General features: G+C 45.8%; 17 protein-coding genes. All 17 read right to left on the reverse strand.

The window, feature by feature from the left end:
• Positions 1-9: 9 nt before the first annotated feature.
• The 17 genes from pabB to acsB all read right to left on the reverse strand — a co-directional run bounded on the left by pabB (position 10) and on the right by acsB (position 20,726).
• Positions 10-1,416 carry an aminodeoxychorismate synthase component I gene (gene pabB, locus VN447_RS09430; protein WP_325524979.1) on the reverse strand — a complete coding sequence of 469 codons (1,407 nt, stop codon included), beginning with the start codon at positions 1,414-1,416 and terminating at the stop codon, positions 10-12.
• Positions 1,417-2,019, reverse strand: coding sequence for an aminodeoxychorismate/anthranilate synthase component II (gene pabA / locus VN447_RS09435; RefSeq protein ID WP_325524981.1), 603 nt, complete (start codon positions 2,017-2,019; stop codon positions 1,417-1,419).
• Positions 2,020-2,168: 149 nt separating this feature from the next.
• Positions 2,169-3,914, reverse strand: coding sequence for an NADH-dependent [FeFe] hydrogenase, group A6 (locus VN447_RS09440; protein ID WP_325524983.1), 1,746 nt, complete (start codon positions 3,912-3,914; stop codon positions 2,169-2,171).
• A gap of 2 nt (positions 3,915-3,916) precedes the next feature.
• Positions 3,917-5,218, reverse strand: coding sequence for a complex I 51 kDa subunit family protein (locus VN447_RS09445; protein ID WP_325524985.1), 1,302 nt, complete (start codon positions 5,216-5,218; stop codon positions 3,917-3,919).
• A complete protein-coding gene (locus VN447_RS09450) occupies positions 5,206-5,727 on the reverse strand; it encodes an NAD(P)H-dependent oxidoreductase subunit E (RefSeq protein WP_325524987.1) in 522 nt (173 codons plus the stop codon). The genes VN447_RS09445 and VN447_RS09450 overlap by 13 nt, the downstream gene beginning before the upstream one ends.
• Positions 5,728-5,896: 169 nt before the next feature.
• The gene (locus tag VN447_RS09455) at positions 5,897-6,853 is read right to left on the reverse strand and encodes a methylenetetrahydrofolate reductase (protein ID WP_084576227.1); all 957 of its coding nucleotides are present in this window, start codon (positions 6,851-6,853) and stop codon (positions 5,897-5,899) included.
• Positions 6,850-7,518, reverse strand: a complete 669-nt coding sequence (locus tag VN447_RS09460) for a methylenetetrahydrofolate reductase C-terminal domain-containing protein (RefSeq protein WP_325524990.1) — start codon at positions 7,516-7,518, stop codon at positions 6,850-6,852. Before VN447_RS09460 ends, VN447_RS09455 begins: the two co-directional genes overlap by 4 nt.
• 21 nt (positions 7,519-7,539) lie before the next feature.
• Positions 7,540-7,947 (reverse strand): hydrogenase iron-sulfur subunit, encoded by a 408-nt coding sequence (locus tag VN447_RS09465; protein WP_325524992.1) that lies wholly within the window; start codon positions 7,945-7,947, stop codon positions 7,540-7,542.
• Positions 7,948-7,949: 2 nt separating this feature from the next.
• Positions 7,950-10,793, reverse strand: coding sequence for an FAD-dependent oxidoreductase (locus VN447_RS09470; RefSeq protein WP_325524994.1), 2,844 nt, complete (start codon positions 10,791-10,793; stop codon positions 7,950-7,952).
• A 118-nt stretch (positions 10,794-10,911) separates the two neighbouring features.
• Positions 10,912-11,775 carry a CoB--CoM heterodisulfide reductase iron-sulfur subunit B family protein gene (locus VN447_RS09475; protein ID WP_325524996.1) on the reverse strand — a complete coding sequence of 288 codons (864 nt, stop codon included), beginning with the start codon at positions 11,773-11,775 and terminating at the stop codon, positions 10,912-10,914.
• Positions 11,772-12,365, reverse strand: a complete 594-nt coding sequence (locus VN447_RS09480; RefSeq protein WP_325524998.1) for a 4Fe-4S dicluster domain-containing protein — start codon at positions 12,363-12,365, stop codon at positions 11,772-11,774. The genes VN447_RS09475 and VN447_RS09480 overlap by 4 nt, the downstream gene beginning before the upstream one ends.
• A gap of 32 nt (positions 12,366-12,397) precedes the next feature.
• Positions 12,398-13,189, reverse strand: a complete 792-nt coding sequence (locus VN447_RS09485; protein ID WP_325524999.1) for a methyltetrahydrofolate cobalamin methyltransferase — start codon at positions 13,187-13,189, stop codon at positions 12,398-12,400.
• A 100-nt stretch (positions 13,190-13,289) separates the two neighbouring features.
• Complete coding sequence (gene cdhD / locus VN447_RS09490; protein WP_325525000.1) at positions 13,290-14,258, reverse strand: CO dehydrogenase/acetyl-CoA synthase subunit delta; 969 nt, start codon at positions 14,256-14,258, stop codon at positions 13,290-13,292.
• Positions 14,259-14,279: 21 nt separating this feature from the next.
• Positions 14,280-15,035 carry an AAA family ATPase gene (locus tag VN447_RS09495; RefSeq protein WP_325525002.1) on the reverse strand — a complete coding sequence of 252 codons (756 nt, stop codon included), beginning with the start codon at positions 15,033-15,035 and terminating at the stop codon, positions 14,280-14,282.
• Between the two features lie 46 nt (positions 15,036-15,081).
• Positions 15,082-17,052, reverse strand: a complete 1,971-nt coding sequence (locus tag VN447_RS09500; RefSeq protein ID WP_325525004.1) for an ASKHA domain-containing protein — start codon at positions 17,050-17,052, stop codon at positions 15,082-15,084.
• Positions 17,053-17,123: 71 nt separating this feature from the next.
• Positions 17,124-18,470 carry an acetyl-CoA decarbonylase/synthase complex subunit gamma gene (acsC, locus tag VN447_RS09505; protein WP_325525006.1) on the reverse strand — a complete coding sequence of 449 codons (1,347 nt, stop codon included), beginning with the start codon at positions 18,468-18,470 and terminating at the stop codon, positions 17,124-17,126.
• 126 nt (positions 18,471-18,596) lie between these two features.
• Positions 18,597-20,726: an acetyl-CoA decarbonylase/synthase complex subunit alpha/beta gene (acsB, locus tag VN447_RS09510; RefSeq protein ID WP_325525007.1), complete on the reverse strand. Its 2,130-nt coding sequence runs from the start codon at positions 20,724-20,726 to the stop codon at positions 18,597-18,599.
• Between the last annotated feature and the right edge of the window lie 33 nt (positions 20,727-20,759).

Raw genomic sequence — 20,759 nt, forward strand, 5'->3', positions numbered from 1 at the left:
ACAACGCCCTTACACTTGGTAGCCCAGAGCTCTCATAAGCGCCCGTGCTTTATCTAAACTCTCTTCGTATTCAAGCTCTGGTACTGAGTCGGCTATTATACCGCCCCCCACCTGATAATAAGCACGATCTCCTTTAATAATAAACGTTCGGATAACAATATTCAGGTCAGCATCGCCGTTGAAATCAATATAACCGATAGAACCGGTATAGATACTTCGCCGTACTGACTCAAGCTCATCGATAATCTCCATTGCGCGTACTTTAGGGGCGCCGGTAATCGAGCCACCAGGAAAAGAAGCTGATACTAGATCAATAATATCTTTACCTTCTGCCAATTTTCCCACCACTGTCGACACAAGATGAAATACTGTCGCATATTGTTCCAACCGGATTAGGTCAGGCACACGGACGCTGCCAAACTCGCAAACTCTACCCAGATCGTTGCGCTCAAGATCAATAATCATAACTAACTCAGCTCGATCCTTTTCACTTGCGAGTAGTTCTTCTCTGAGCATCCTATCAGATTCAGGATCATTTCCACGTGGTCTTGTGCCTTTTATTGGCCTTGTTTCCACCATTTTGTCTGTTACAAGTAAATAGCGTTCAGGCGAAGCGCTGGCAACAATGACTTCGCCAAAATTTAAGTATGATGCAAACGGCGCTGGATTGATATGCCGGAGATAGCGGTACAGTTCATACGGCGGTACAGTCACTTTAGCGTTAAACCGCTGCGTCAGGTTTACCTGAAATATATCGCCGGCAGCAATGTAATCTATGCCTTGCTGCACCATCGCACAATGTCCCTCACGCGTAAAATTGGATTGATACTCGCCTTCCGGTATTTGCGGTTTTGGCTCAGGCAATGGCTTCGCTTCAGCGATTAAACCAGCCAGTTCATCAATACGTGCTTCAGCCCGTTTACACCGGGCCAGTTCATTCTGTTCTGGAAAGCCAGTTGAGGCAATGTATGCCGTTCCGGTATGATGATCAAAAATCAACACTGTATCATAAAAGCCGAAGAAGCAGTCAGGATTGTTCAGATCATCTGTACTCAAACCAGGAATTATCTCTAAAAGATATCCCATATCATAGCCGAAATAGCCGATAATACCGCCAGTTAACGGAGGCAGTCCAGGTAGTTTTTGGGTTTTATATATAGTGAGTAGCCGCTTAAGCTCGTCAAAAGGATTGCCGTCAAAAGTTCGTCTACCACTCTTATCTTCAATATGTATTGTTTGGCCTTTGCTGGAAAACAACAAAAATGGGTCACGGGCAATGAAGGAATAGCGTCCCATACCGCTTGTATCTACGCCGCTATCTAAAAAAACGCTGTACGGTTGCTGGGCAAATAACGCAAAAACTTCAGCCGCAGGCAACGCTATAGTTATTTCGCGAATAATCGGTGTCGGTCTCATTTACCGGCTGGCCCCTTTCCTCTTGGTTGTCCATGTAGGATTCATAGCAAGGAAATTCTTAAGCATGGCGTGTCCATCTTCAGTAAGAATGGATTCAGGATGAAATTGTACGCCTTCAATCAAGTACTCTTTATGGCGGATACCCATAATTTCGCCGAACTCAGTCTCAGCAGTAATTATGAAACAATCAGGCAGAGTTTCTTTCTTAACAATCAGTGAATGATACCTGGTAGCAGTCAATGGACTTTTAAGACCGGCAAAGACACCTTTACCATCGTGGTATACAAGCGAAGTCTTCCCATGCATCAAGCGTGAGGCACGCACAACCTCACCGCCAAATGCCTGACCGATGGCCTGGTGCCCCAGACAAACGCCAAGCATAGGTATCTTACCTTTAAAATAATTAATGAGCTCCAGGCTGACGCCGGCTTCATTGGGGGTACAAGGACCAGGCGAAATAATAATATGGTCAGGACGCATGTCTTCGATTTGAGCAACTGTCAGTTTATTATTACGAAAAACCCGAATATCTTCTCCCATTTCGCCAAGGTACTGGACTAGGTTATATACAAAGGAATCGTAGTTGTCTATCATTAATATCATCTTCAGTTCCTCCTCGGCATTATCTGACCAACAGGCACTAAACGCCACCTATATTTTATCACAGCCTGCCATTTCTAGACAAATGGCTATTTCTATTTATATCTAATAAATGAGGACGGCTATTGGGGAAGCCGTCCTCATTGACGTAATTACTTGTGTTTCGGATGGTAATGGGTGTGGAGAAGTTCATGGGATTTATGACTAAGTGGTTTACCCAGGAATTCCTCATACAGTGCTTTAACTGCCGGGTTCTTATGCGACTGACGAATTGGGGTTTCACGGTCGGCCTGATAGAGACCAGCCATGCGAGCTTCTTTGGTAGCTGTGGTTGTACCCCACGGCTGACCGCCACCGCCAATGCAACCACCTGGGCAGCACATAATTTCAACAAATTGATATTCACATTCGCCAGCTCTAATTTTATCAAGAATCTGGCGGGCGTTTTTGAGTCCGTTGGCAATGGCTACTTTGACTTTTGTGCCTTCAAGGTCCACTTCGGCTTCTTTAACCCCTGTCAAACCGCGTACACCTTCGAAGTCGACATTGGCAAGCTCTTTACCTGTCACAACTTCGTATACGGTACGAAGTGCTGCTTCCATAACGCCGCCTGAGGTACCGAAGATAACAGCCGCACCAGTAGACATACCAAGCGGGGCGTCAAATTCTTCATCAGTTAGCTTATTGAAGTCAAATCCAGACTGTTTAATCATACGGGCCAGTTCGCGAGTGGTCAACACAACGTCAACATCGCGATAGCCGCTGCCGTTCATTTCTGGTCGTGCACTCTCATATTTCTTGGCTGTACAAGGCATGATGGAGACAGATACTATTTTGCTGGGATCTATGCCTACCTTTTGCGGATAATAGGTTTTAGCCAATGCGCCGAACATTTGCTGCGGCGATTTGCAGCTTGACACGTTAGGTAAAAGGTCGGGATAGAAAGTTTCAACAAAGTTAACCCAGCCTGGGCTGCAAGAGGTAATGAGCGGCAACGCACCACCATGGCCCATTCTTTCTAACAGCTCGCTACCTTCTTCCATGATGGTTACATCAGCAGCAAAGTCGGTGTCAAACACTTTATCAAAGCCTAAACGCCGGAGCGCAGCCACCATTTTGCCTGTAGCGATACTGCCGGAGCCCATGCCGAATTCTTCGCCTAAAGCTACGCGGACAGCCGGAGCTACTTGAACAATTACATGTTTGTCGGCATCAGCAAGAGCCTGCCAAACTTTTTCGCTATCATCTTTTTCATATAATGCGCCTACCGGACACACCGAAATACATTGACCACAATATACGCAGGTAGTGTCTTGGAGCGGCCGATCAAACGCAGTGGTAACTTCGTACTCAACCGAACGGTGGGCAGTATTGATTGCACCTACTGTTTGAACCTCTTGGCACATCTCAACACAGCGACCACATTTCACACATTTTGACATGTCACGAACAATAACACCGTTGGAATCTTCGATCGGGATTTGCTTAGGCTGGTTTTCAAACAGCGGCTTGCTGATGCCAAAGTCACGCGCTAACTGCTGCAATTCGCAGTTGGTGCTTCTTATGCATTTTAAGCAATCCTGCGGATGTTCAGCCAAGATAAGCTCAAGAACATCTTTTCTGGCTTGGCGAACAGACGGACTGTTGGTAATGAACTCTGCACCGTCCCAAACCTCGTTACCACAGGCGGTCTTAAGTTTTTTCTGGCCTTTCATTTCTACCACGCATACCCGGCAGGTAGCACGCACTTTAAGGTCAGGATGGTAGCATAATACAGGAATATCTATACCAACCATTTTTGCGGCATCCAGGATAAGTGTGGTTTCTGGACATGATACAGGAATGCCGTCAATTGTAATATTTACTATCTTGTTAGGATCTGAAGCATGATGGCCCATCACTACTCACCTCTTCCCTGTTCAGTAAAGCAAACTTGTGCCGGACACTTCTTATTCAGGTGATCTTCAAATTCAGCTTTGAAGAGCTTCCAGCAGGTATTCAAAGCGACTGCCGCCGATTGTCCCAAACCGCAGAACGAAGCATTGGTCATGGTGTCAATCATGCGCTTAAGGACAACCATATCGTCCTTGGTCGCTTCGCCTTCGGAAAGTTTGCAAAGTATTGCATAAATTTGCTTGTTACCTTCCCGGCAAGGAGTACATTTACCGCAGGACTCGTGGATAAAGAATTCGGTGACACCTTTTAAGTAATCTATTACACAGACATCTTCGTCCATAACCACGATTGCACCTGAACCAACGCTCAAACCGGCGTTACGAAGCGCCTTGTAACAATACATGGTGTCAAGCTGTGCTTCAGCACCTATAGGGCCTGATTGACCACCCAGGTGGAAAAATTTAAGTTTTTTCCCATTAGGAATACCACCGCCCATTTCAGGGTCATAAATGGCATCCCGCAGGCTTACACCAAAAGGAATTTCATATACGCCGCGGTTTACAACATTGCCTGACAGGCAAATCAGTTTTGTGCCGCCGCTGTCTTTGGTGCCGTAGCTCAGGTATTTATCGCCGCCATCCAGAACAATAGTCGGGATATTGGAAATTGATTCAACGTTATTAACCAGTGTCGGCATGAGGAACAGGCCAACTTCAGCTAAATGAGGCGGTTTAATACGCGGACGTCCGGCTTTACCCTCAATAGAGTTAAGAAGCGCAGAGTTTTCGCCGCATACATAGGCGCCAGCACCAGTCATAATATGAATATTGAATTCAAAATCAGTACCCAAAATGTTTTTGCCAAGATAACCAGCCTTTACAGCGTTATCAATGGCACTCTGGAAAACCTTTTGGATAGCACGGTATTCACCGCGAATATAGATATAGCCGTCTTGGGAATTAAAAACATGACCGGAAATGGTCATACCTTCAATTACTCTAAGCGGATCTTGACCTAACAACAACTTATCTTTAAACGTACCTGGCTCGCCTTCATCGGCATTAATTACAATATATTTCGGGAACTCAGGGATTTCCAGCAATTGTTCCCATTTGGAACCAGCCGGATAAGCAGCGCCACCGCGACCTAATAGTTTAGCCTTTTTAACTTCGCTAATAATTTCTTCCGGCTTCATAGTCAAAGCCTTTTTCAGACCTTCATACCCGCCTGCTTTCACATAGTCTTCAACAGAGTCGGGCCTGATTACGCCGCAATTACTCGAAATAAGTTTATTTATTTTTGACATGAGGACACCCCCCGGTAACTAGTAACAACCTCGGCTACTTTAGCCGCTGTCAGGTTACCATATACTTCATCGCCGATTTTGGCTACCGGACCAATGTCACAGGCGCCGACACAACTGGTGTGCATCAGTGTGAAAAGGTTGTCGGGAGTGGTTTCGCCAAGTTTAATCCCCAATACTTCTTCAAACATTTTGACTACGGCGTCAGCTTTTGTTACATGGCAGGGTGTACTTTTGCAGATCTCAATGACGTATTTACCTTGGGGTTTAGTATTGAACATTGCATAGAAAGTAAGAACATCATGTACTTTACTTATGGGCAGGTCTAGTTGGCAAGCTACTACCTCGGCCCATTCTTCAGCTACGTAATTTTCACCGGAAACACATTGAATATCAAGGAGAATAGATAACAATTGTTCCTTCGCTTTACCATATTTATTAATGATTCCTAAGACTTGCTCGTATTTTCCGATAATTTCTAATGCCTGATCTTTTGTCACTTTTGAACACATGCTTTTTATCTCACCCTTTCCTATGACCGCTTAAGGCTACGGAGAATAAAGCTGTTATAATCTCAAAGCAATACAGGATCAGCCAGTATTCCAGCTGACCCCATACCTCACTGTGTTTACTCCGGACAAGTTACCACTTAATCCGAAAATTTTGAATTGTCATAACTTATTAAACTTTAGGACGTGGCAGGAAACCTGCGCCTTTTACAATCTCAGGCAGTGCAGCTTCCCAGCCAACAGGCATAATGTGAATACCGGCTACACCTGGGATTTTCTTGAGCTCGTTGCACATTTCGATAGCAATCTGAATACCCTCTTTTTTCGGATCTTCAGTTTTCTTCATGCGCTCAATGAGGCTGTCAGGAATTTCCATGCCTGCGACGTCTTTCTTCATATACTGCAGTGCTTTCACCGAGCGAACCGGCAAGATACCAGCAGTAATTTTGGTTCTTTCGTGAATGCCACGCGCAACTACCATTTCCATGAAACGGGCAAATTTCTCGATATCGAATATTGCCTGAGTTTGGATGAAGTCAGCGCCGGCATTTACTTTCTTTTCAAGGCGGATGGCCCTGAATTCAAACGGGTCGCCAAAAGGATTTTCTACTGCGCCGATAAAAAACCGTGGCTCATTAGTTTTTATAGCAGCATCAGACAGAAGTTTCTTTTCATCCCGCATTTTTCTGACCATGTCAATCAGTTGAACAGAGTCAACATCATACACATTTTTACTTGTCGGATGATTACCAAAAGACTGGTGGTCACCGCTTAAGCAGAGCACATCGCGAATTCCTAGGCTATAGGCACCCAGTAAATCACTTTGCATGGCAATACGGTTACGATCCCGGCAAGTCATTTGAATAATCGGCACGCCGCCGCCCTTGAGTACATGGACACCGGCAGCAATACTAGACAACCGTACAATCGCGGTTTGGTTGTCAGTAAGGTTAAAACCATCAACGATGTCTTTAAGCTCATGGGCATGGTGCTCTAATTCATGACCGTCAGAATGTTGGGGTGGTCCAAGTTCACCTGTTACCACAAAATGGCCTAAGGAGTACAGTTTTTCTAGTTTGCTTTCTGTCTTTAAAACAGCCTGTTTATCAATAGCTACTGCTTCGCTCATAACCGCACATCCTCCCTCACAATTTTGCGGGGACCGCCGTCTCTGTTCTTCGCCCAGTTTTTGGCTGGTAGTACTTCGGTCATCATATCCAGGCGCCCCTGACCTTTCAGGCGGTCATAGATAAGCTGCCATGCACAGGGAGTATCTTTGCTGATTTCGCACACTCCACCTTGTGAACCACCGCAAGGGCCGTTCATCAAGCTCTTGGAGCAGCGGATAACCGGGCATACGCCGCCTGTTTTAGCAAGTACACACTCACCACACAGCATACAGCGTTCTTCCCAGATACCGTGTTCAATAGCAGCACCGGCAAATTTAGTATTTTGACCAGGTACAAAGATAATCTCAGGATAGTTCTCAGCCATGAACTGCACACCAACACCACAAGCCATGGACACAACTGCATCAACGTCTTTGAGATGTTCTTTAAATCTAACAACATATTCTGGGTCACACTGACGCTCATAGGTAGCCGTTTCAATCTGCACAGGCTGACCATCAACTTCCATCTTCATCCGAAGAGCGCTAGCCATAATGTCAGTTTCCTTCTGTCCGCCAGACAGACATACGGTAACACAACCGCCACAACCGGCAACCAGCACTTTTTTTGCGCCTTTTATGGCCTCTGAAATTTCTTCAATCGGCTTGATTTCTGCAACTATCATATCGCTTGACTCGTCTCCTTTCTAGGCCTTCCGGGCCTTAAGCGGACTCGGACCTAATTTCTCAAGCAGTCCGGCCATATCCCGGGCGATCTGGGCGAAACGTGGACCATGGGTGCCGGATACGTTATACATGACTAAACGCTCTCCGCCAACTCCGACTTGATCCAGTATTTCCTTTATATGCTCTAAACGTTTCCGGGCACGGGAACTGCCTTTCACGTTCATGCACTCGTGCTCAGGACAGCCAGCGACAAATACGGCGTCAGCGCCTTTCTCAAACGCCTCTAACAGCAGTCTGCCGTCAACTTTACCAGCGCAAGGCAACTCGACAGTCTCGATTTTAACGTTAACATCGGCCGGAGGGCCAAGGTCAGAGCTGATTAACGCACACAAGCGACAAACAAATCCAACTACTTTAACATCACTCATTCTTAACCCACCTCCGTCAACGCGGTCTCAACCCGTGCGAGTACTTCATCGTCCTGGTAATGGTGTACAAAAATTGCCTTATTCGGACATTCGGACGCGCACATCCCACAACCACGGCAGTCTGCAGGCGGAATATAGGCAGCGCCCATTTCCTTTTTATCCCGTGTAATCTGCGGAATGGTGTAAGGGCAAGTCCGTACACAAGTCAAGCAAGCTGCGCATTTTTCCCATTCTACCTCAGCCACCATACCGCCCATCATGAGCGCAGGCTGAGCCAAAATACGGGCTGCGCGACCTGCAACACCTTTGGCCTGAGTCAGGCAATCCACAACCGATTTCGGACCATGGGCCGAACCGGCAATAAAAATACCACCGCCTGGGAAGGCAATTGTACCGAAGTTGGAGTGAGTCTCTGAAAGGAAACCGTCTGCATTAACCTGAATCTTGAACAAGTCAGCCATTTGCTTAGCTTCCAGTGATGCTGTCTGGGCAACTGCCAAAACCACTTGGTCAGGTTTTAGATTCAAAGTAAGACCAGATTGTGGGTCAACAACTGCCATAGACAGATTGCCGGCATTATCTTTTACTAGCACAGGTTTGTCAGCTTCTTCATAGTGAACAAACACTACTCCAGCTTTACGCGCTTCACGGTATTTAAGTTCAAGATAGCCAGGTGTGCGAATATCGCGTGATAGTACATACACCTTAGCCTCGGGATTTTGCTCTTTGATCTTCGTAGCAGCATATACTGTTTCGCCACAGCATGTACGGCTGCAATACTTATGTTCCTCATTACGTGAACCAACGCATTGCACGAAGACATAAGTAGACTCACCCTTAGCCGGTATGCGACCATCTGTCAGACGGTACATAGCCTCAACACCCGTAATCACCCTTGGATCTTGACCATACAAATATTCTGAAGGAACATAGGTGGTTGTACCAGTTGCCAAAATGACTACACCATGTTCAACCTTTTGGGTGGTCTTAACTTGACCCTGACCGGTAGCAACGGTAGTTATAAAGTGGCCTTGGCGGCCGCTAAAATCCGCAACTTCCGAATTAAGCAGAATCTCAATTTTGTCATTTTTCTGTACTTGCTTTTCCAGGTTCTCAACTGTCTGCTTAAGATCTTGCGTTTCTAAGCTGCCAGTAAGATCGCGGACATATCCGCCAAGTACAGAAGATTTTTCAACAATAGTACAGCCAAAACCACGATCTGCTAAGGCCAAAGCGGTAGCCATACCACTAACACCGCCACCAACAATAAGGGCACGGGATACCACAGGCTCTGCGTGCCATCTAAGTGGTTTAAACGCTTTTACATCACTCACAGCACGGGCAGTTACAGCAACAGCCGCCTTAGTGGCCTTATCAGCATTGTTGTCCCAAACCTTGGCTGGAACATCAGCCATTTCGACAAGCATCCGGTTCAAACCGGCCGCCTGTGCTGTTTCCTGAAATAGATTTAGGTTATGCTTTAAAACACAGGGAGAAACAACAATACGGTTAAGCCCCTGAGTAGCAATAAGCTTTTGAATCTTGGCAATTGCTTCAGGTTGGCAAACTGCTTGTTCACATTCAACTACAGTTACACCTGCTTGACTCTTAGCCGAGGCTATTACTGTATTGGCATCTGCCCCCATAGCGGCTAAACCGCCTTTACAAAGGAATACGCCAACCCGTACAGGTTCTTGGCTAATATCACGCTCAGGAGTTGGTTTTCGGCCTGGACGACCTTCCGGTTTCCCCAAAGCACGAGTAGTAGCTGCAGCCGCTGCACTAGCCAGAGACATGGTCTCAGGAACATCAAGAGGGCCTTGGCTACCGCCAACCGAGAAAATACCTGGTCGCTTGGTAGTTACAGGCTCAAGCGGATCTACCTGGACAAAACCAAATTGGTTGAGAGGAATTTGTAAAATTCCGGCAGTTTCTTTTAAACGGGTAGACGGACGAATACCTGCCGCGAGTACTACCAAGTCAAAGTCTTCTTTAACTGGTTTACTAGCAGCAGCATAATTGATAGATAACTTCTCAGTTACAGGATCTTCTTTAACCTCAGAAATCATGGTACGTACATAATTAGTACCTAATTCCTGAGCGCGTGCTAAGAAGGTATCAAAGTTCTTGCCGCACGCTCTTAGGTCAAGGTAGTATACAGTGACATCGGTTTTCGGGGCAAACTCTTTGGCCAATATGGCTTCTTTGGCAGTAAACATACAGCAAATAGCCGAACAATATTCGCCCTTGGATACTACATCCCGGGAACCAACACATTGTATAAAAGCGATTTTTTCCGCACATTTTCCGTCTGACGGGCGTCTGATGCAGTCTGAGCGATAGCGACTTTCGGATAATAAATGCTCAAATTCTAAGCTAGTAATAACATTTTTATAGTACCCATATCCGTATTCGCCTTTTTGGGATACGTCATACATACTGAAACCGGCTGCCAGAATAACCGCTCCGACGACGAGTTTTTGGGTGCGCTTGCCTGTTGCGACATCGCTGATGGTAGCCTGGAAGTGACCTACATCCCCTTGTAATTCAACCAGCTTGCTGCTGGTGTAAACATGAACAAGCGGATTGTTGCAGGCGCGGGTAATGAGTGACCCCAATACCGTACTGGACGCATGGAGATTACCACCTAAATACAAAGCAGAAATGTTTACTTGATCGCCCCAAACACATGCGGCTTGGCCGCTTTGCTCTGAAGAGTCTACCAATTTTCCGCCAAGATTTGCTTCATCTGTTACCAAATGAACAGGGTATCCTGCCCCAGCTAATTCCAGAGCCGCTTGCAGACCGGCAATGCCACCGCCAATAACGAGCACATCCTTTTGCATGGCTCTCACTGCCTTTCGATAAAATATCTTTACTTCACCATCATTGCTAATAGAGTGGTATAACCACAGAGAAACCGGACATAGCTATATAATAGTTCTGCCGGTTTCTCTGAATCGGTTACAACAACTGCAATGATGTCAAGAGCGGTATGGGATCAATAATATGTTTCTTCATCCATTTTCTTGCTTCAGGATGTCCGAAACTAATCCCCAGCAATTCGGTGAAGAAAAAGATTGGTATAGGTTTTTGTATTTCTTTCTGCCGGGTTTCTAAAGTCATCTGACACAATGGACATGCTGTCACAATAGCATCGGCACCTGCTCGTTGAGCGGCAGTTACCAAATTCTTAGTGATCTCATAAACGACATCAGTGCGTGGCACTGTCAAGCTACCGCCACAGCAGTCAGTTTTATATGACCACCGTTTTACATCAGCTCCGGCCAACTTCATCAGTTGATCCATAGCTTGCGGTTGTTCAACATCGTCAAAGGCTACATAAGTAGGTCTTGTGAGAAGACAACCATAATATGGGGCGAGCTTAAGGCCATTAAGAGGCTTTTTAACCTTCTCGCCAACCTTACCTAAATACTCTTTCCTCATGATAACTTCCAGAGGGTGTGTAACATGAACAGTACCATTGTATGACGATCCCATTATGCTTTTCAGTTCTTCGTTAGCATCCTTCGCTTCTGGAGTACCTTCGCGGCAATAATGGTCAGCGCCTTTTACAAGGTTATAGCAGGCGGCACATGGTAAAACAAGTTCTTTTTGCTGTTCGGCTTCAGCAATAACAAGATTCCTCAGCGGCAAAGCAAGTGCAAGAAATTTGTCAGTGGAGTGACCGGCGGTAGCTCCACAGCAATTCCACTCTGGAAGTTCAGCTAGCTCCAACCCTAATGCATCAAATACAGCCTCGGTGGCCATATTGTATTCAGCCGCAGTGGAGTGAAGTGAACATCCTGGATAATAGCCTAGTTTCATCGCGCCTTTTTCTCCTTTGCTCTTTGGAATATTTTCTTGACTTCGCCCTTGCGCCGCTTGAGGGCATTATGTGGCAAGAATGGCATCTTGCCCCGTTTTGTCATTTCTTTGCCGAGATCCATGTCTGCCAAATAAGTTCCTGTACACAACTTGTAAAGTCCCATGAGTCCAAGTTCATATCCCCGGCCTTCGCCGCCGATTACCGGAAACCCTTTCATGGAATCAAGAAACAATTCGTAAAACAACTTAACGTTGTAATGACTTGCCGGAATTTTGTCTTCAGCGATGGTCTCCATCTTAATAGTGTCCATGACCTTTGATGTGTCAATTCCGTTCGGACAACGCACTGCGCAAGTTTTACACCCAACGCAAAGCCATGGAGTATTGGACTTATAAACCTTATCCTTTTCACCCAGCTGAATCATCCGCAAAATCTCATAATTGTTATGTTCCATGACAAAGTTTATCGGACAGCCACCAGCGCACTTCATGCAATGATAGCATGAAGTGATCGGCTGATGCGATTTTTCCTCAATTTCCTGGCAGAAAGAAGCTTTTCCCTTAGTGGGTTGGTTCACCGTTGACATCATTGACCTCCTTTCCTGGCGTAAACCCAGCGATATTACCGCTGTCTAAACACCTTAGCGTAGGAGTCGCAGTAAATGTCTTTGTTCAGGATAACGCGCGCCGAAGCGATAGCGTCAACCATCATATCATCATTAGCATCAAGGATAGCGGAATCAAGACCAGCAGTCATAGCCATAACAGCAAAGGTGCGGTTGAGAAGCGGACGATGCGGAGTCTTTTGGGAAACGTTAGAAAGACCAATAGTAGTCAGAGGTGCTGGATTCGAAAGTAATTTGATCTGGCGGATGGTTTCTAATGCTTCAACCGCATGCTCTTGGGCTACGTTAACCGGGAGGATGATCGGGTCAATGAATAGATCGTCAGGTTGGAGGCCGTAAACTTCAGCATTGGCTACGAATTCCATAGCCAGCGCTACGCGTTCGTCGGCGCTTTTGGGAATACCGGACTTGCTGATGCAGAGGCAAACAACGTCGGCATCATATTTAGCTGCCATGGGGAAAACGCGGTCGATTTTTTCTTGTTCGCAGCCAATGGAGTTGATGATTGCGCCGGGCTTGCCATAGGCGATAAGTGCTGCTTCCATAGCATCATAGTCAGTAGTGTCGATAGCGAGAGGCAAATCACTAACTTCCATAACGGTTTTTACCATCCAAGGAAGATCTACTGTTTGATCTTCGGAGTTAGGTCCGGTGTTAACGTCAAGATAATGAGCACCGCCCTCTTTCTGCTTGATGGCCCATTCTTGAAGAGGCTTGGGATCATGCTCCCGAACTGCTTTACCGATGTCTTTGAACATACCATTAATTCTTTCGCCAATGAGAATCATTAGTAATCCCCCTCGATATTATTATTTTTTTTTTAAGGAAACCTTGTGTTAATGATGATGTTTTAACGGAATACCGCATTTATCGAAAATTGCTTAAGAATTAAATTTCAGCCTTAACCATTAATTCTTCAGCATTTTTCTTAACAAGACGAACCGCTTCCGGATGGCGAAGAACCATTATATGAGCGCCGCCCTGTAAGAGACCAGTAGCAGTCATTGCTTCCCAAAGGATAGCGCGGTCTGCTTGGTTACCCCAGTTGGGGAAGTCTTCTTCAGTAGCAACAGCTTCTTTAGCGCGCCATGCTTCATAGCCAACTTGGCAGATTACCGGTTGGGACAGCATTTTGTCGCCAGCGAGCGCGCCCAGACGACCGCGTTCAAGGATAGAGTAGGTGTATTCAATACCGTAGCCAAGAGCTGCAGTACTTGGGTCGATAAGTACGTTTTCAGCAGACAAGCCGAGTTCTGAGATAAGAATGTTCAGCTGCTTGCAGATGTTGATATCGAGCGGACTAGCAGCAAGTACTTTATGCTTATGAACCATTGCAGCGGCAGCAACTGACTTGTAGTTGTCCTGTTTAGCTAAGCCGATCAGCAGGTTTTCGCCAGCAGCAGCTTCTGCAACAACAGGCAGAACAGCATTGTCTTTTTCGTCCTCGCCACAACCAACGACAATTAGAGGTACGCCGACAGCGGCGAGTACGTCTTTAACGACTTTGGCACACTCTTCAGGGCTCTTGTTACCATTATCGGGATGAGCACCGGCAAGCTTGAGATAAATCATATCAGCGCCAAATTCAACGCATTTCTTGGCCCAAGCAACAGGGCAGTCGATAACTTCGGCATAGACCTGATTCAATACAGGATGCCAACCAGGATTAATGTCCTGAATTTCCATTGCAACTACAGGCTTTAAGGGCATGTCGCCTTCGAACTGAAGGAACGGCATAGTAGCGTCGCCACCAACGGTTACGGTGGTGGTACGAGTGCCACCCTGTTCTTTGGTTGCACCAAGGGTAACGGTATTGATTTTACCGGAATATTTTTCTTTCAACATATTAGTTGCCATAGTTACGCTCCTTCCAAACTTTTAGATTTGTGCTTTTTTACAAATGGCGTTAATCGCCTGTACAGCCACCGAGCTGTCAGGTAAATCAAACAGCGGTTGGCTTAATAAGTCGTATTTTGCTACCAAAGGATCATTGGGGATTACCCCGATTAACTCAAGACCAGTTTTATCAATCTCACCCTGTAAAGCAGCGATATCCTCGTCACTTTGAGTCTTGGTAACAATCAGATAGATATTTTTTACGTCAGATTTCAGTGTATCAACAAGTTGTCGCACACGCCCGGCTGAACGTATACTACGGGCTGAAGCGTCGCTAACTACAAACATGTAATCAATATCCTGAGTTACCCGGCGGCTGATATGCTCCAAACCGGCCTCATTATCCATGAGTACATAGCTGTAGTTTTTGCCAAGTTTATCCATGTAACCCTTGAGAAGGTTATTAGGAAAACAGTAGCAACCAGGACCCTCCGGTCCCCCCATCACAAGCATATCAACATTGTCTGATTCAACTAATGACGCTTGGAGTTTATATTCAATGTATGTTTCCTGGGTCATACCGGCAGGAATATTTTTCGGGTTTTTTGTACTTGTTATCATCTCGGATATGGTTTGTTCTACTTCCATACCCAATGCTTCATTCAGATTTGCGTTGGCATCAGCGTCAACCGCTAGAATGGAGCCTTTATTGTTTTTAACAAGATACCGAATGAGTAAAGCCGTAAATGTAGTTTTTCCGGTACCGCCCTTTCCTGCCACTGCTATATGTTTTGCCATGTCTTGAAACTCCTTTCAATAAGCCCAAACAACAGCTTCAAATGCATTAAAGACTGACATTGGGAAATAACGTCAAATCAGTATGTGGGATAAACAATGATGAGATAAATTCATCCATAAACAAGTTGCCAACCGACAATTCGATGTAAGTCATTTTTCCTGCAAGATTGTTGGCTTCAGCCCAAGCATCCTGAGATAACAGCGCCATACAGGCGCCTTTGGCCGAAGTATTACCTACATACTTATACTTTTCAATAGGAATATCAGGTAACAAGCCAATAGCTATTGCATCAGGAATATTAAGGTAATTACCAAAACCGCCAGCCACATTAATGTATTCGATACTCTCAAGTTCAAAACCGACTACACTTAGGAGCGTGCGAATTCCGGCAAAAACTGCGCCTTTGGCTCTAAGCAGGTTTTTGACATCGGCTTCACTAATAGTAACATCGCGGTTAATGTCTGTATCTTCCTGCCAAACTAAGACATACTCCGGTCCAGCTTCGCCAATACGCATGCGCTCAGTGGGGAGACTGGTCTGAAATTTTCCGGCCCGGTCAATTATACCGGTGCGCCGAAGCTTAGCAAGGCAATCAATAAGACCTGAGCCGCAGATGCCAACCGGCTTGCCGTTATTGATTGTGGTATAAGACACTTCATAGGTTTGAGGATCTATTTCCATGCGTTCAATTGCGCCGTGCATAGCCCTCATACCAAAGGTTATCCCTGATCCTTCAAATGCCGGACCAGCTGAACAGGAACAAGTTACCAGCCAATCACCGGCCCCTAACACCATTTCACCGTTTGTACCGATATCAATCAGGAGAGTTATCGGCGCTTCGGTATTGCCCATACCGGTAAACAAAGCTCCAGAAACGATATCACCACCAACATAACTGGCCACTGAGGGATAACTAAATACCAGCGCGTCCGAATTAACTCTCAGCCCTAATTCCTGAGCCCTAACCACGGGGAAGAAATTGGCTGTCGGAATATACGGTTCAAGACGGATGAACTTGGGATTAATCCCCAGAAACAAGTGTGCCATCGTTGTGTTGCCAGCAGTCATTATTACACGGATATCACTTTCTTTAATACGCCTTTGTTTTACCAGTAAGTCCATGATAAGTGTGTTGATAGTATCAATGATACTTTGATGAATGGTTGTTAACCCATCAGTTTCATCAACAGCATATACAATACGGCTAATAACATCATCGCCAAAACGTGCCTGACGGTTATGAGTCCCTGCAGTTTCAACAACTCTACCCTTTTCCAGGTCGAGAAGGTAGGCTACTACGGTAGTAGTGCCAATATCAACAGCTATACCGTATAGAGGCTGATGGCCATGGCCTGGCTCAACAGCAATTACTTCAGCCTTACCACCAACCTCAGATAGCAGTACTGTTACTTTAAAATTATCAGCCCTGAGGGTTTCTCCCAGATTACGAATTATCGGGAGGGAAACATTTATGTCCGTACATTTGGTTTCTTTCCTAAGAGCCATGGTCAGTCGATTCAGGTCATCGCGGTTATCCTGCAGGTTAGCTGCAGGCAAGGTCAGTCTGATACGACGGCAGAGCGGATTTAGGGGATAACCGTGAAGCGGGCTTTCTTGCTTCTCCAGGAACAATTCTTTAAGCTGCCATACATGCAGTAAATAGTTGCTCAAAGCCTCAGAAATACCTTCACCTACCGGACTCCGATCAACCAGCACCTGATGTTTACTCATGGCCGAGGTTTTAGGTATCTCTACCACTAAATCCTCATCTTGAACTAATGTCTGGCACGCTAAATCGAATCCCTTTTCCGCAAGCCTAGTTGCCAAATGGCTGTCTCTGCGGGCTTTTGCTTTGCCGCTTTTAAGCTGGACAGCGCATTTACCGCATGTACCGTCACCGCCGCAAGGGGCTTTTATCTCAATATTAGCTTGACTTGCAGCGGTAAGTAAATCAGTTCCTGACTCTACCTCGACTTTAACTCCTGCTGGAAGAAATGTTACGAACCGTTTGTTCATCCTGAATTACCCTCCTGATTCGTGAGCAAGGCTGTTAGTTCTCATCTCAGCTAACAAGTATTAGACGATGATTACTTCAGGAGATGCGGGTAACGAGCTTTGGCGAAAGCCGGAATACCTGCAGCCTCTTGCGGTCCAACGACAACTTCGTAACCGGATTTTTCTTTCAGTTTGCCGCTGATAATGGCAACATAACCAGGGATAACGATGGTATTGTGGTTAACTTTGTCCATAATACCGATGTTCTTAACGAATTCGGCGATAGGTTCAGCAACGAATTTACCTGCGGCCCAAGCAGTAAGAACAGATGCGCCGTCGGTATCAACAGCCACGATGTAGCCAGGAATCTTGCTAGCTACAACTTCGCCTTCAACGGCAAAGTAAGTAAGAGCAAAGTTTGTGCAAACGTATACAGGGGAATCCGGGCCAACATCACCGATTTCATAAACATTTTTAGATTCAACAGTCATCGGTTTTTGCGGGTCGGTATAGATGTTCATGCGCCATGCCATGAGAGGCAGTAATTGGGGCTTCTCATCAACTTTCATGCAAACGATGCTAGCATATTTAGCTACATATGTAGCAGCTTCAATGATTTCTTCTTTGGAATCGGTAGCTAAAGTGCAAGCGAGCATAGGATAGCCGAATGGACGGAATTTCTTCTTGATAGCCAGGCGACGGGCGTTTACCATTTCAGCTAAAGTTTTAGCTTGTTGGGTATTGCCGAAGTCGATAACAAGTTCTTTATATTGAGCAGCCACTTTTTCTACTAAAGCAGCAGTGTCATCAAGTCCATTACCTTTTACTACTACTGGGCAGTTATTAGCTTTAGCAAGAGCTACAACCTTTTCCCAGTTTTCAGCAGTTGCAGCATGAAGCAGCGGCTTTTTAGCAGCTACAGCAGGAACAGCAGCTTCCAGACCAGCTACGTCTGCAGCCAGCAAGAGGGCAAAGTTAGCTTTTGCAGCTACAGCCTCAACAGTAGCCTTAAAGGTAGCAGCATTGCCAGAAGCATTTACAATTGCAATCATATCAATTGCGATTTTTTGACCAACACGATCCATTACCAGACCATTTACTTTTTCAATCTTAGCGTCTAATTCGGCGCCAGACAGTGTGTCCGGAATTTGAATAGCGATAGCAGTCGGATGATAGAAGGTTTTATCATGACGGAAGAGTACGGTTTCATCACCCATTACGATTTCTTGTTCGCCTACGCCTACTTTTACAGTACGTACAGGCGGTGCAGTTGCTGCTCCGAGGTTTTCTTTCGCAGCCTCAGTTGCATGTGGGCACATGTCGAGAGATGCTTTACCATTGGCCATTGCCATTGCAAAAGCCAAGCAGGTAGGTGAACCACAGTCTTTACAGTTTGTTTTGGGTAGTTGTTTGAAGATATCCAAACCTGTTAATGCCATTTTCTCTTCTCCTTTCGAATATAAGCACTTCAAATAATATGAGAACCGGGACACATCTGAACCTTATGCTTTTACAGTCCCAAGATGTGTCCCGAATTCATCCTTAAATTAAGTAACTGGGGTTAATTACATCATTGGGTCCATTGCGAGAGCCGGATGTTGTTTTTCTTCAAGGAACGGGAGAATTGCTTCTTCATCGGTGCCAACAGTTTCGTCAGCAATTTTTTCAACGAAGTCAGCGCCAAGGCCTGCAGCTACAGCAGCATCAACCAGATCTTGACCCAAGAATTCTTTGAGTTCTTTCGGCATCCAGACAACACGTGCCAAGCCACCGTCTGCTGGAATAAACTTAGCGCTGCAGAGGTAACGACGGCCCATTCCCATGAAACCTGGGGTTTGAACACCGCCGCCGCAAGTACCGGCCAAACCGGAGAAGGTCATACCGCAAGGGGTTTCACCAGTGTGTTCACGAGTGGTGACCATGACACCATTACACAGCGGTAGTATCGCCATAATAGCTTCGAAACATCCGCAGGAAGTCATCGGATCTTCCATCATGGTATAAAAATTAACCTTTTCTATCGTCCGGTTGGAGCCTGAATAGAAGAAATCATTAAGGTTTTGCCACTGACCTTTTACAGGATCTATGCATTCGCCTTTTGTAACCGGCTGATTGGGGCCGGTTGGGGTAATTTCATTGGAGGCTTTGGCATCCAGCCAGCTAACAGCACCGCACAAGCCTACATGCTCTGGCGTTACAATACACACATGGTTAGGTGCAAAGGACTGGCAGAGTGTGCATGTGTACCAGGTATCAACAGCTTCGTCAGTGAGGCCTTTGAGACGGGCGTCACGGGCAGAGTATTTGGCGGTTGCCAGTTTGATTTTTTCTTCAATGATGTCTTTATCGGTGACAAGAGTGACTTGTACACGGTCAATAATAGCCGGATAGTCAGATTTGAATTTGGCAATAAGAATCTCGCCAATGTCTTTAATTTTGAAGCCTAGCTCTTTAGCATTTTTGCCAATACGCACCCACATCATATTACGCTGGGCTACATGCCACAGACCTTCGCCATAGTTAACGAAGTAGTGGATACGGCGCTCAAGCACGCCTTCGAAGTCTTCTTGCATCTTACGGCCATAGACATCAACCATGACGCCAAGCGGGAAGACGCTGCCTTCTGGCATTTCATCAATTTCTGGTCCAATAACTTGGATTTTGCCGTCTTCAACCTCATCGGCTTCACACATACGGACAAGCTCGAAGCTAGTGGAACGACCGCCGCCGAACTCAACGTGTGCATCTTTTTTACGGATGGTTTCGCCTTCGAAAGCAGGTCCAATAGTGATAGGTACAGGGATATCAACGATCTTGATTTTAATGCCGCGCATCTCAAGACCAAGTTTGCCGATTTTTTCATAATCTGGCTCAGATTGATACCAGTCAGGAATTTCTTCGGCTACCGGCTGATCGGTAACAATTGGGAAGCCCATGAAGATGGCGCCAAATTCGGCAGCAAATTTAACAATGTCATTAGGTCCAAGCTGAACAACAAACGCAAGAACGCGTTTTGCTTGATATTCAATAGCGCGTTGACGTTGACCGGCCGGGATACCACCGAAGGCAAGACCGGCACGGAAAGCAAAGTTAACAGCATGGATAACTTGGGTGAAGTTACCAACAGGGAATGTAATGAAGTCAGCGCCGATTTTAACGTTTTCTTCAATACATTGCTCAATGACTTCGTTGGCCAAGAAAATCATGATGCCTTTGGACTGGAGGTCTTTTACCAGTTTGGCAGTTGATTTGCTGTCTTTACCCTTACCAACGATAACGGCAACACCTGGGATGGTTTGGTCAACCAAGGGTACGCCGAATTTACGGAGGATAGGGTCAGAGATGAAGCCGCAGTATGGGAATTTATCAGGTTTTGCACCTTTAAGGTAGCGTAAAGCTTCAATAACTTCAGCAGCATAAAGGGTTGCTTCACCGTTCAGTTTAGCGTTTTCGAAATTCAGTTCTTCCCGGATGTTAGTAGTACGAACCCGGTTAAGAATAGGAGCAAGATCACCAATAGTATTTACTTCTTCACCGCTAAGGGCAGTAATTACCGGTAGTCTGTAGGCAGTATCAGGATATTTAACAGGGCAATCAGCACCGTATTCCTTAATGGCTTTTGCCAGTAGAATTTCCGCGTAGCTGGTAGCTGTAACAGCACCTTCGTAGGCGCCTTTAAAAAGCTCCATTGACATATTATTTTTCGTCCTCCTTCATAGAGTCAATTT

The organism is Sporomusa sp. (assembly GCF_035561155.1).
GTDB lineage: Bacteria > Bacillota > Negativicutes > Sporomusales > Sporomusaceae > Sporomusa.

Bases quoted from the DNA above. Each gene is read 5' to 3' on its own strand.
- pabB (WP_325524979.1), bottom strand. From the start codon at position 1,416: ATGAGACCGACACCGATTATTCGCGAAATAACTATAGCGTTGCCTGCG.
- pabA (WP_325524981.1), bottom strand. From the start codon at position 2,019: ATGATATTAATGATAGACAACTACGATTCCTTTGTATATAACCTAGTC.
- VN447_RS09440 (WP_325524983.1), bottom strand. From the start codon at position 3,914: ATGGGCCATCATGCTTCAGATCCTAACAAGATAGTAAATATTACAATT.
- VN447_RS09445 (WP_325524985.1), bottom strand. From the start codon at position 5,218: ATGTCAAAAATAAATAAACTTATTTCGAGTAATTGCGGCGTAATCAGG.
- VN447_RS09450 (WP_325524987.1), bottom strand. From the start codon at position 5,727: ATGTGTTCAAAAGTGACAAAAGATCAGGCATTAGAAATTATCGGAAAA.
- VN447_RS09455 (WP_084576227.1), bottom strand. From the start codon at position 6,853: ATGAGCGAAGCAGTAGCTATTGATAAACAGGCTGTTTTAAAGACAGAA.
- VN447_RS09460 (WP_325524990.1), bottom strand. From the start codon at position 7,518: ATGATAGTTGCAGAAATCAAGCCGATTGAAGAAATTTCAGAGGCCATA.
- VN447_RS09465 (WP_325524992.1), bottom strand. From the start codon at position 7,947: ATGAGTGATGTTAAAGTAGTTGGATTTGTTTGTCGCTTGTGTGCGTTA.
- VN447_RS09470 (WP_325524994.1), bottom strand. From the start codon at position 10,793: ATGCAAAAGGATGTGCTCGTTATTGGCGGTGGCATTGCCGGTCTGCAA.
- VN447_RS09475 (WP_325524996.1), bottom strand. From the start codon at position 11,775: ATGAAACTAGGCTATTATCCAGGATGTTCACTTCACTCCACTGCGGCT.
- VN447_RS09480 (WP_325524998.1), bottom strand. From the start codon at position 12,365: ATGATGTCAACGGTGAACCAACCCACTAAGGGAAAAGCTTCTTTCTGC.
- VN447_RS09485 (WP_325524999.1), bottom strand. From the start codon at position 13,189: ATGATTCTCATTGGCGAAAGAATTAATGGTATGTTCAAAGACATCGGT.
- cdhD (WP_325525000.1), bottom strand. From the start codon at position 14,258: ATGGCAACTAATATGTTGAAAGAAAAATATTCCGGTAAAATCAATACC.
- VN447_RS09495 (WP_325525002.1), bottom strand. From the start codon at position 15,035: ATGGCAAAACATATAGCAGTGGCAGGAAAGGGCGGTACCGGAAAAACT.
- VN447_RS09500 (WP_325525004.1), bottom strand. From the start codon at position 17,052: ATGAACAAACGGTTCGTAACATTTCTTCCAGCAGGAGTTAAAGTCGAG.
- acsC (WP_325525006.1), bottom strand. From the start codon at position 18,470: ATGGCATTAACAGGTTTGGATATCTTCAAACAACTACCCAAAACAAAC.
- acsB (WP_325525007.1), bottom strand. From the start codon at position 20,726: ATGTCAATGGAGCTTTTTAAAGGCGCCTACGAAGGTGCTGTTACAGCT.